The organism is Haloarcula sp. CBA1129 (assembly GCF_008729015.1).
GTDB lineage: Archaea > Halobacteriota > Halobacteria > Halobacteriales > Haloarculaceae > Haloarcula.
In genome coordinates, this window is record NZ_RKSM01000003.1 from 434,005 (window position 1) to 445,837 (window position 11,833).

Consider the following 11,833-nt stretch of genomic DNA (forward strand, 5'->3'; position numbering starts at 1 on the left):
ATCGTTGCTGAAGGCACGGCTATCGCCTCGTCGCTCCTCGAAAACGCTTTCGAGGGCTGACACTGTGTGCTCAATTTCTGGCTCTACAGGCAGCTGACACACTGTGCCGTGTCGCACTACCATCTCAAAGTGTGAGTGCGGATATCCGGTGGGTAGTGGCTTCGCTTAGCGTCGAACTCGACGCTCTCAACTGTCACGAGAGCTTGGATCACGCAGTTGCGACCGGTAGCTACGAACTACTAACTCCGCCGGCCAAGTCCTCGGCAGAGACCGCTATCGCTCCCGCCACTGGTTACGTCTGGGAGTACTCATCGACCCACTCTTGAAGCGTGATACCCATCGTTGACTGCGTAATCGCGTTCGAAGACGCGGAGTTCGCACTTTTGACGAGTTCGGCTTCGAGTGTTCGTGTCGGGATTTCGCCGATGAAGTGCGGAATCGCCCGCTGAACAGCCAGCGGACAACCGACCTCGTGAGCAAGCGCATAGCCTGACAGAGAGTGTGGGACCTCTTCAGTTGCGTATCTGGGGTCCGGATCGATTAGCTTCTCGTCCTCGACAAAGTCAACGTACTCATAACACTTTCCGACGTCGTGCAGTAACGTCGCCGCCACGATGACATCGATATCAGGGTCTGCACCATGGAACTCCTGCTGTTCGATAGCGGCTTCCCGCGCGATTCTGGTGACACCGCGGACGTGCCTGACGTTACTCACTTCGTGGATATTCCAAGCGTACGGAATATCAGTGATGTCGCGCCAGCCACCGCGTTCGAGGGCGAGTGCCCATGCCTCGATGACTCTTTCTCGGAGGCTTTCCGATGAGATGTAGTCGAGTTCCGGGAACGCCTGCTGGATCTGCTCCTCGTAGTCAGGCATACTACCCCTCATCCTTGATGAGTTGCTCCTGACCGATAAATCGCGGCCGTTCGTCGATAGCCAAGAAATTATTTACATCCTCGCGAGCCGCCTTCGCTTTTCCTTTGTCAGGAGCATAATCTCGCGATCCTTCGCTACCGAGCGCGTCGTATAGCTTTTCGAGGTCGTCAAAGTAGAGTTCGGCGACACCGTCGAACTCGGCGTTCTCGGGGTCTGTGGGGATGACCGTATTGTACTTGACGACGCCCTCGATCTCACGGGCGATTGGAGTGTGATTCGTCTGCCAGTAGTCGACGAACTCCTCGTGTGTCATGTCGTCCTGTCGGACGAGAAACGCCGAGTGCTTGTAGAGGCCGTCAGTGTCGCCGCCAACCTCGTCTTTCTGGACGATCTCTTCGCCGATGATACGCGGCCGCTCCTCGACAGCGAGGAAGTTGTTCACGTCCTCGCGGGCCTTTGCGGCGATCTCTTTGGTTGGGTCATAGTCTCGGGAGCCGGGACTGCCAAGCGCCTCGTGCAGGTCGTCAAGCGTCTCGAAGTATAGTTCCGCCAGTCCGTCGAATTCGGCGTGTGCTGGCTCTGTTGGAAGGACTTGCTGGTAGCGAACGACGCCTTCGATATCCGTCGCGATTGGCGTGTGGTTGGTCTGCCAGTAATCGACGAACTCCTCGTGAGACATACCGTCCTGTCTGACTAGCAGGGCTACGTGCTTGTACATCATCAGCACGTTTCTGATCTATGAACATAAAAGCTAACGGTAAGTCCTGTCAACAAATGTAGGTCAGTAAAGATTAATATATGTCTGCCGCCGACATCTGAACCGATATGGAAGCAGTCAACCCGGCTACGGGCGAGCGGCTGGACCGGTACGAGCCTGATGGCGATGCGGCGGTCGAACGAAAGTTGGACCGCGCTGCATCGACCTTTGAGGAGTGGCGGGATGTCTCGTTGCGTGAGCGCGAGCAATTGCTTATCAACGCCAGTGAGGTCCTCCGGGAGAACAAACAGCGGTACGCTGAGCTGATGACCCGGGAGATGGGCAAACCGATCACACAAGCTATCGCTGAAATCGAAAAGTGTGCATGGGCATGCGACCACTACGCCGAATACGCACACACGTACCTCTCCGAGGAACACCATCCCAGTCCACCGGGGACAGAAGTAAAGACAGTCCATGACCCGCTCGGGCCAGTGCTTGCGGTGATGCCTTGGAACTATCCGTTCTGGCAAGTCATTCGCTTTGCTGCCCCCTATCTCACTGCCGGCAACGTTGGCCTCCTCAAACACGCCTCAAACGTTCCTGGCTGTGCGCTCGCGCTCGAAGAAGTGTTTACCAAGGCCGGCTATCCTGAAGGCGCGTTTCAAACGCTGTTAGTTGACTCCAGTACCGTCGACGGCATTCTCGCAGACGACCGTGTCCGCGCGGCGACCCTTACCGGAAGCGGCCCTGCCGGTCGTGCTGTCGCCGAAACAGCCGGTAAGCATCTGAAAAAGACTGTGCTGGAACTCGGTGGGTCTGATCCGTTTATCGTCCTCGATGACGCAGACCTCGATGCTGCCCTTGAGACGGGGGTGCAAGCACGGACGCTAAACGGTGGACAATCGTGTATCGCTGCCAAGCGCTTTATTGTTCACACGGCTGTCTACGAGGAATACGTTGACCGACTCGTCGCTGCCTTTGAAGACCTCACTCTCGGTGACCCTCTGTCAGAAGAAACCGATGTCGGTCCACAGGCGGACCCGGACCTGATGGCCGAACTCCACGAGCAGGTACAGGCTAGTGTTGCTGACGGTGCAACGTTGCTGACTGGTGGTGAGCCGCTTGACCGGGCTGGTGCCTTCTATCCCCCGACAGTACTGACTGATGTTCCTTCGGGATGCCCTGCTGACACCGAAGAGACGTTTGGACCAGTGGCGACCGTCTACGAGGTCGCCGATGCTGAGGAAGCAATTGCAGTCGCGAACGACACCCGATTTGGTCTGGGTGCGAGTCTCTGGACTGCGGACCGGGACCGCGGCCAGCGTCTGGCACGAGATATCTCCGCGGGCTGTGTCTACATCAACGAGATGACCAAATCAGATCCACGGGTCCCGTTCGGCGGCATCAAAGACGCCGGCTACGGTCGTGAGCTCTCAGAGATGGGAATGAAAGAGTTTGTCAACAAAAAGACTGTCTGGACCGAATAACGATCCGCGTTTGACACTGGCCGGTATTTGTACTATCGACGTACCCGGTTCGCACTTGCCGGCATCAGCGTACGGTAGCCAGCGAGTAGTGTAACAGGACAAAGCTTCTTGTTTCAAGGGGTGGTATGCGAGTCCATGGAGTTAGCCATACTGGGCGGTACTGGTGATATCGGCGAAGGACTCGCGATGCGGTTTGCCTCCGACACGGACCATACGATTACGGTCGGCTCGCGGGACGCTGCGAAAGCCAGTGAGCGAGCGAGAGCGTACGAAGAGCAGTTGTCCGAGCACGGTGTCGAGACTGGAATTAACGGGGCAGACAACAGTAGCGCCGCGGCGGGTGCAGACGTGGTTATTCTGGCCATTCCACCACACCACGTTGGCGATACAGTCGAAGCACTGACTGAGGATGACGTGCTCTCGGACCAACTGCTCATTAGCCCTGCTGTCGGGATGAAAGGTGACGAGGATGGACTCCACTACCGACCGCCGTCGACGGGGAGTGTTACTGAGTTTGTCGCTGAGCGGGCCCCTGAATCGGTTCCAGTGGCCGGCGCGTTCCACAACCTCGCAGCGGACCGGCTGGCGGATCTGGAGGCCACGCTTGACGTGGATACGCTGGTAGTCGCGGACGAGCCGGCGATCAGCGACCGAGTCGTGGCGCTCACTGCTGACCTTGAGGGTGTCCGCCCGATTCCTGCTGGCCCGCTTTCGAACGCCGCGGAAGTCGAGAGCCTGACGCCACTGCTCATCAATATCGCTCGCTACAACGAGGATATGCACGATGTCGGTGTCAGCTTTACATAGACTTCGGCTGCACTCCTGTCCCCCGCCGTGGTGAAAATAGTAGCGTAGCGAGGTCGTCTCGCCCTCGCTATTGCTTGTCTCTGCAACCAGTCGCAACCACACGGTGGATTACTTCACCGTGCATTGTCGATTTCGTCGATTGCGTCGGGGTTCTCGATACTCGAGAGGTCCCCAAGTTCTGCGCCTTCGTAGACGTTCTGGATGATTCGCCGCACGATCTTCCCTGACTGGGTCTCCGGGAACGCATCGACGAAGCGGACCTCGCGTGGACGGAACGGCTTGCCGAGCGCTGTCCCGACCTGCGTGCGCAGCGTCTCGCGCAGGGCGTCTGACGCCTCGTAGCCCTCGCTGAGGATGACGTATGTGACAACCGCAGTCCCCTTCGTTTCGTCGTCCGCTCCGATCGCAACAGCGGCGTTTACTGCACTGTGTTCGATAAGTGCACTCTCGACCTCGGCCGGGCCGACTTTCCGGCCAGCGACGTTGAGCACGTCGTCCGAACGACCGTGTAAGAACCAGAACCCGTCCTCGTCTTTTTGCGCCCAGTCGCCGTGGTCCCACATATCGCCGAACCGCGACCAGTACTCTTCGAGGTACCGCTCGTCACCGCTCCACAGCGATTTTGTCATCGACGGCGCTGACGACTTGCAGACCAGATACCCCTTCTCGTGGTCGTCGGCAACGGAGGTCCCCTGTGCATCAACGACGTCGATATCCATACCGAGTGCCGGCCCACCGAGCGTCCCCGGCTTCAGCGAATGGAGCGGCGTCGGTTGCAGGAAACAGCCGAATATCTCTGTGCCCCCGGAGATGTTCATAATCGGTGTCGTGCCGTCGCCGACGTTCTCCAGAAACCACTTCCATGAGTCCGGGTCCCACGGCTCACCGGTCGAACCCAACAGGCGCAACGTCGAAAGGTCGTGGCCATCCAGCCACTCGTCGCCGTGTTTCTGGAGCGCACGAATCGCTGTCGGTGAAATCCCGAATACCGACAGATTGTGGGTGTCGATCATCTCCCAGAACCGGTCCGGTTCGGGATAGTCGGGCGCTCCTTCGTACATGAAGACGGTCCCACCGTGGGCGTGATTGCCGATCAGCGTCCACGGACCCATCATCCAGCCGATGTCCGAGACCCAGAAGAAGCGGTCTGCGGGCTTGTGATCGAACGAGAAGAAGATCTCCTTTGCCGGTTGGACGAGCCCGCCAGCGTGTGTGTGGACGATGCCTTTCGGTTTGCCCGTTGTCCCGGAGGAGTAGAGTAGCATCGACTCGTGGTCAGCGGGGAGTGACTGCGTCTCGTAGTCGTCCGGTTGGGAGCTGACCGCATCCGCCCACCACTCGTCACGAGTCGGGTCCCATGAGAGCCCAGACTCCGTAGAACCCAGCCGATTATAGACGATGGTATGTTCGACGTGGCCGGCCACTTCGATAGCCTCGTCCGCGGCCGACTTCAGGTCGATTTCGCTTCCCCGCCGGTAGAAGCCATCACCGGTGAACAGGACTGAACACTCGGCGTCTTCGATGCGGGTTGCTGTCGCGTCGACCCCGAAACCGGAGAAAATAGGGACAGCAATCGCACCGACCTTGAAACAGCCATACAGCAATGGGACGATTTCCGGGACCATTGGCATATACAGCCCGACGGTATCGCCGGTTCCGATCCCACGCTCTTTGAGTGCATTGGCGACGCGATTGGCCTGTTGGTGGAGTTCGTGATAGGTGACTTCACGAACCTCTCCGTCCTCGCCTTCCCAGATTGTCGCAACCGTATTTCGCGTCTCCGAGTCAGGGGCTGCATGACGGTCGACGACGTTGTGAGCGATGTTGAGCTCCCCACCGACGTACCAGTCCGTGAACTGCGGGCCGTCTGTGTCATCGCGGACTTGCTCGTACGCCTCGTAAAATTCCAGATCGAGATAGTCGACGACCTCATCCCAGAACCAGTCAAGTCCGGATGCCGGTTCACCGTCGATATCGGTGACCGTCCGCCTGTGGAGGTCTTCGAAGGTCTCGATGCCGTGCTTTTGCATGAACGCGTAGACGTTGCTCTGGGTAACGAACGTCTCGCTCGGTTCGTAACGTACCTCGTCGAGTGCTGTGAGTGAGTCTGACATTGGGTTCAACTGGCTGTGGCAGTGTACAGAAGCTGTTCAGTTGCTGCAATCGGGCTATCCGGTCTTGTAGACGCCGCGTGCATCCGCGACCTGTGCACCGTCTTCGGCGTACACTTCGACACTGACGACGCCAACGTCACCACCGTTGCGAACCACGTCCGCTTCCGCCCTGAGGTCCCCTGTTCCGGCTTCGAGGTAATCGATGCGCATATCGATGGTCGGCACCGGCTGTTCGACGAGGGATACGAGAGCGGCCCCACCAACAGTGTCGGCGAGGGTGAACGTCACACCGCCGTGGGCCATTATCTGCTCCTCGTTCCACGACAGGTCCTCGCGCATTTCGATGTGGCCTTCGGCGTGCCCGTTATCGACGGTGGTTATCTCGATATCGAGCAGGTCGGCAAACGGCATGTTCTCGAAGAATGCTTCGATGTCCATACTCATCCGTTCGGTTTTTCCGCAGGGGGAATAAGTATTGGTGTTCACAGGGTTCCGAAACACACGGTTGACGCTGAGTGAGTCAGCAGTGGTCGTGCTGTTTCAGTCCCTCCAAGCCGGACGATATCCGGTGTCTCGACAGTCACCGACACGACGGAGCAGTCCTTAGCTGACCTTCGGCTGCACCTCTTCACCCAGTCGACGGATGCACTCGGCCATCTCCTGCGTTCCAGCTCCGGGGTGGTAGGTCCGGAAGATGAAGTGAATGTCGTCGCCCAGCGCCTCGCGGTACGCTTCGAGTTCAGCTGTGACTTGCTCGGGTGTCCCGAAGATCGCCTGTTCTTTGAGTTCCTGCTTGCGCTCCTCGTCGAGTTCCGCAACCGTCTCGCCGGAGAATATCTCCTCGTACCGGCGCTGGATGTAGAGGTAGCCGTCACGCATCTGCGCCCATGCGTCCTCGCGGGAGTCACCGATGAACCCGTGCTGGAGGACGTACACCTGAAAGTCGCCCTCGATGTCCTCGTCCTCACGGACGTTTCGGATGTCCTCGACGCGCTTCCGGACGCCATCGACTGACAGCGACGACGGGGCACACCACGCGTCAGCGGTCCGGGCGGCCCGCCGGACGGCAGGTCGCGACGCCCCGCCGAGCATGAGCGGAACGTCGTGTGCAGGCTTCGGTGTCACAGTGATATCCGGTGAGATGTCGTGGAACTCCGGGTCGTAGTCAAGTGGCCCGTCAGACCAAGCACCTCGAAGTGTGTCGACCGTGTCGGCTAGCCGTTCGGCCCGTTCGTCGTCGGGAATCCCGAAGGCGTCAAACTCGGAGACGTTGGAACCGATCGCCATCCCAAGCGTTGTTCGGCCACCGGAGAGCTGGTCGACTGTTGCGATATCCTCGGCGAGCCGGATTGAGTCATACAGCGGCGCGAGTGCGATACAGGACCCGATTTCGATGTTTTCGGTGACTGCAGCCAACGCGCCAAGCGCCGGGGTGACGCCCGACAGATAGTCGTCGTCGAGGAAGTGATGCTCTGAGACCCAGGCGCTATCGAGCCCTGCGTTGTCGATCACTTCACCCAGTTCGAGCATTTCGTCGTAAATCTCGCTGGTTTCGCGGTCGTCGTCCGGGCGCTGCTGACAGGTAAACAGGCCTGTTCCCAGTTGCATACATTTTCGTTACGGCGCGACTGACTTAACGGTAGTGGCACGCCGGCAACCGAACAGTGCGTGAGACCGGCCGCGGTGCTTGCCGGTCAGCTCAGTAGTCGATCCGAGTGATCTCCGAAACGGGCCACTCACTGAGGATTTCGACGCCGTTCTCGCGGACGACGACCATCTCCTCGACGCGGACACCCTGTCGCTCCGCGGGTTGCATCGTCTCGACAGCCATCGTCATGCCCTCCTCGATTTCGATCGGGTGGTCCGGCGAGAGCCCGCGCCAGATGAGCGGCGTTTCATAGAGCTGCAGTCCCAGCCCATGCGCCCAGTGGTTGGTCGTCATCTGCCAGAACTCGTCTGCGTCGTACCAGTCCATATGCTCGCCGTCCCTGTCGGGGAAGCCCTTGCAGATCTCGTCGGTCGTGGCCCCCGGCTCGATTCGCTCGAGGACGTCATAGAGGTCGTCGCGCGCTTTTTCGTAGGCGTCTTTCTGTGCCTGCGTCGGTTCGCCCATGCTGAACGTGCGGTAGTAACAGGAGCGATAGCCGAGATAGCCGATGTTGTAGAAATCAGCGTAGACGAGGTCGTTCGGCCGAATCATTCGGTCGGTCGTGTTCGCTTGGTGTTTCGGCCAAGTGTTCGGGCCAGAGGTAACGTAGCCACCTTGGGCCATTGCGCCGTGGCCCCAGAGTTCGCCGACCGCATCGCCCCAGACTTCTGATTCGCGCTTGCCCGGTTTTGCACTCTCGGTGATCTTCTGGAAGCCTGCCTCACAGATGGCAGCGACCTGTCGCAGACACTCGACCTCGTCACGCGTCTTGGTCTTTCGCGCGTCGAGCATGATATCAGTCGCCGCACTGGTGTCGACATCGACGCCGCGGTTCTCGAACTTCTCGATGAGCGTCCCGTTCCCCACGTCGATGCCCATCGGCTCCCGGTCGACACCGTACTCCTCCATGGCGGTGTACACTGTCTCGGCCATCTTGTCTTTGAGCCAGTCACGCGCGGAGGCGCTACCTGACGCCCGGGGAACGTTGCCGAGTCCGGGGCAGGCATAGCGGATGTCGTCGAGCCACGGACAGTTGAACCGCTGGTTCGATGCGTGGTCCGCGGTGTCCCAGTGGACGACATCGCCGTCTTCGGTCAGGAGTGTATAGTGGTCTGCCCCGCTCCCACCGGTCATCGCCAGCCCGGTGACGTACCGAACATTCGGGTCGTTGATCAGCAGCATCGACCCCAGTTCGGAGTCCTGCAGTCGGTCGAGCGCTCGTTCTTTGCGCTCGCGCCGCATCCGCTGGACGTTAATCCGTTCTTCCCAGTCGACGGCCATGGTGCCACGCGTTCCTTCCATGAAGTCGCGCTCGTACATCACCTATGCGTACAGCGAGGTCCCTAATCAAACACTGGGTTCAGGGCGATTCAATGAGCGAGAAACGTGAGCCACCGTACACACGCTACACAGTCGACGGCGGGACAGATGTGTTAGAGCGATTCGAGCCCGTTCTCCTTCCGGAGCGTGTTGATGTAGGACCGGAACCCGGTGTCGAGGTCGTACTCGACTTCGTAGCCGAAGTCCCGCTGTGCGGCGGTCATGTCGAGGTTCTGGGTCCACGGGAGTTCGCCCTCGTCGGATACATCGAGGTCGGCATCTGGAACGATCTCTCGGACAGCGTTGGCGGCTTCACGGATCGTCGCGAGGACGCCGCGGACGTTGTAGATGCGCTGGCTGAGATCGTCGTCGTCGACGAACGTTGCTTTTCGGAACGCCTGAGCGATATCCCGAGCGTGTTGCCAGTCGATCACCTGATCACCGTACTCGACGCTGAACGACTCGCCAAGTGCCGGTTTCTCGATGATATTTGCGAGGAACGCCGACCCACCGGTTTCCCGGTAGGGGCCGTACGCGACTGTCGGACGAAGTCCAACGTGGTCAACGTCGTAGTCCTCGTGGTAGACGCGGGCCTGATGCTCGTTGTACTCTTTGGTCGCACCGTAGAGTGTATCCGGATAGACGAGTTCGCTCTCGTCGACGTACTCGGCATCGTAGTTGTGTGGCGGCGCGTACACCGCAGCGCTGGAGGCCCATGTGACGCGCTCGATCTGGTCGTCAAGGGTGCGTGCGGCCTCGAAGACGTTGTTCGTCCCTTTGACGTTGACATCGAGGCCAGCCCGCGGGTTGTCCCGTGCTGTGTTCGTCAGCAGTGCCGCAAGGTGGACGATGTGTGTCGTCCCTGTCTCTTTGACCGCACGAATCACGTCCGTCGCCTCGGAGACATCACCGCGCCGGATGGTCACATCGTCGGCGACACCCAACTTCGAGAGGATGTGGTCGTCCGTCGAGAGGTCATAGGCGACGACATCGTGGCCGTGTTCGATGAGATCCTCGACCACATACGAGCCGAGGAAGCCGGTTCCGCCAGTGACGAGCACCGTCGTATCTGTCATTGTTATATCAGTGTGTGTTCCGTGGTTGATTTATATTCTTTGCTAAACCGCGTTCGGGCCCTCATTCGTGGAGCCCGCCGACTTCTTTGTAGAACGATGATTGCAGTGACTCGACCATCTCTTCGTCACGGTCGATACGAACGTCGATGACGAAGGGAACATCGGCGCTGGTCCCGTCAGCGAGTGCATCCGCGAGTTCAGCGGGTGTCACTGCCCGCGTCGCTTCAGCGCCGAACGCTTCGGCTGCTTTCACAAAGTCAGTGTCGTGGAACTCGACGCCAGCGATGTCACCTTCTTCGTGTTGCATCTGCCGGACCATCCCCAGACTAGTGTCGTTGAGGACGACAAACGTGGGCGCGACGCCGTTCTCGACGGCCGTCTCCACACTGGTCATTGTCATCGTGAAGCCACCATCGCCGGCAACGCCGATGACATCTTTCTCCGTCGTGATGGCGGCGGACACCGCGGCCGGCGTTGCCCACCCCATCGCGCCGACGCCACCACTGCCGTAGTAGGTCTCAGTGTCCGGTACCTGAAGGTAATTGAGCAACCAGAACCGGTTGTTCCCGGAATCGGCGGTCACAATCGTCTCCGAATCAACCACAGCCTCGATCTCTTTGACAGCCCGCTGTGGCTTGATCGGTGACGCGTCTGAATCGCATCTGGGGGCGTAGAATGATTCCTGCGCTGTGGCTGCACGGTCGCGCGCCCAGTCGTTTCCAGCGCTGTCGGGGAGGTTCGCCGCCAAATCGTCGAGGCTCTGTGCGGCATCTCCGATGAGTGCAACATCTGCGGGGTAGACCCAGCCAGCGTTGCGTGTATCGATATCTGCGTGGATGATAGTCTGTTCGTCGGGGCGGATGAATTCCGGGGACTGCCAGTTCGTGTCCATCGGATTCATGCGACAGCCAACCACGAGGAGCACGTCTGCCTCACTGACAACCTGATTTGCACCTTCATGACCGAAGGAGCCGATGACACCCGCAGCCAGCTCGTGGGTTTCGGGGAACGTCGACTTACCGAGATAGGAGGTAGTGACGACAGCATCAGTAGCCTCGGCAACAGTCTCAAGCTGGTCGTACGCGTCGGCGGCGTGAACGCCGTTGCCGGAGATGATGACCGGCCGCTCGGCGTCGTTTAGTGCGGTAATCGCTGTCTCGACATCGTCGCGGGTGGGTCGCGAGTCCCAGTTCTGGACCTGATCGTGGCCGTCCCAGACCGGTGGAATCGGATCTTCGGGCACCTCCTCGGTGACGGCGTCACCGTCGAGGATTATTGCAGTCGGCCCGGGCCGGCCGGCAGTCGCGTGTTTGAACGCGAGCTGGAGGCTCCGAACCGTTTCCGTTGGTGAGCGAGGGAACCAGTTTTCTTTGGTGTAGGCATCGAGGGCTGACGGAAGGTCTAGCCCACCGTAATCACCGCGAGCTTGCTGGTACGGCGCAAGTGTGGAGTAATCGCCCCGTTCGCTTGCCTCGGTAATAACGACCATCGGTGAGGAAGCGAGCTTGCCTTCCATCTGGCCGATTGCGCCGAGGCTCCCGATCCAAGGACCCTGCCCCGCGAGGACCCCGGGATTGCCGGTGAGTCGCCCGTGCATCTCGGCCATGACGCTGGCTTCGCGCTCATCGCGTGGTCGGACCATCTCAACGTCAGCATCCGGTACGTGATCAAGAATCTCGATGGCACGACCACCGGGATATCCGAAGACGTACTCGACGCCTTGCTCGTCCAGTTCTTCGACAAGGCGCTTTCCTGTTTCAGTCATGGGTAGTGAAGTTGGGAGTCATTATCGATTGTCGCGTTA

Annotated in this window: 10 protein-coding genes; 2 read left to right on the plus strand and 8 right to left on the minus strand. The window is 59.5% G+C overall.

The genetic code is table 11. The features are described from left to right. Positions 1–292 precede the first annotated feature (292 nt). Together Har1129_RS19740 and Har1129_RS19745 are read right to left on the minus strand one after the other, a co-directional pair. On the minus strand, positions 293–877 hold the full coding sequence (locus tag Har1129_RS19740) for an HD domain-containing protein (protein WP_151102512.1): 585 nt from the start codon (positions 875–877) through the stop codon (positions 293–295). Between the two features lies 1 nt (position 878). Continuing rightward, complete coding sequence (locus Har1129_RS19745) at positions 879–1,598, minus strand: EthD family reductase (protein WP_191906215.1); 720 nt, start codon at positions 1,596–1,598, stop codon at positions 879–881. A 104-nt stretch (positions 1,599–1,702) separates the two neighbouring features. Here Har1129_RS19745 and Har1129_RS19750 point away from each other — a divergent pair, with 104 nt between their 5' ends. Both Har1129_RS19750 and npdG read left to right on the plus strand, forming a co-directional pair. Beyond that, positions 1,703–3,064: an NAD-dependent succinate-semialdehyde dehydrogenase gene (locus Har1129_RS19750; protein ID WP_151102514.1), complete on the plus strand. Its 1,362-nt coding sequence runs from the start codon at positions 1,703–1,705 to the stop codon at positions 3,062–3,064. Positions 3,065–3,199: 135 nt separating this feature from the next. Then, complete coding sequence (gene npdG, locus Har1129_RS19755) at positions 3,200–3,871, plus strand: NADPH-dependent F420 reductase (RefSeq protein ID WP_151102515.1); 672 nt, start codon at positions 3,200–3,202, stop codon at positions 3,869–3,871. 113 nt (positions 3,872–3,984) lie between these two features. Here npdG and Har1129_RS19760 read toward each other — a convergent pair whose 3' ends face one another. The 6 genes from Har1129_RS19760 to Har1129_RS19785 all read right to left on the minus strand — a co-directional run bounded on the left by Har1129_RS19760 (position 3,985) and on the right by Har1129_RS19785 (position 11,794). Continuing rightward, the gene (locus tag Har1129_RS19760) at positions 3,985–5,985 is read right to left on the minus strand and encodes an AMP-binding protein (RefSeq protein WP_151102516.1); all 2,001 of its coding nucleotides are present in this window, start codon (positions 5,983–5,985) and stop codon (positions 3,985–3,987) included. A gap of 54 nt (positions 5,986–6,039) precedes the next feature. After that, entirely contained in the window at positions 6,040–6,423 is a 384-nt protein-coding gene (locus Har1129_RS19765; protein ID WP_151102517.1) for a PaaI family thioesterase, read from the minus strand. Between the two features lie 165 nt (positions 6,424–6,588). After that, a complete protein-coding gene (locus Har1129_RS19770) occupies positions 6,589–7,593 on the minus strand; it encodes an LLM class flavin-dependent oxidoreductase (protein WP_151102518.1) in 1,005 nt (334 codons plus the stop codon). Between the two features lie 91 nt (positions 7,594–7,684). Further along, positions 7,685–8,953 (minus strand): Xaa-Pro peptidase family protein, encoded by a 1,269-nt coding sequence (locus Har1129_RS19775; RefSeq protein ID WP_151102519.1) that lies wholly within the window; start codon positions 8,951–8,953, stop codon positions 7,685–7,687. Positions 8,954–9,066: 113 nt separating this feature from the next. Then, positions 9,067–10,029, minus strand: a complete 963-nt coding sequence (locus Har1129_RS19780) for an NAD(P)-dependent oxidoreductase (protein ID WP_151102520.1) — start codon at positions 10,027–10,029, stop codon at positions 9,067–9,069. A gap of 61 nt (positions 10,030–10,090) precedes the next feature. Then, a complete protein-coding gene (locus tag Har1129_RS19785) occupies positions 10,091–11,794 on the minus strand; it encodes a thiamine pyrophosphate-binding protein (protein ID WP_151102521.1) in 1,704 nt (567 codons plus the stop codon). Positions 11,795–11,833: the final 39 nt, after the last annotated feature.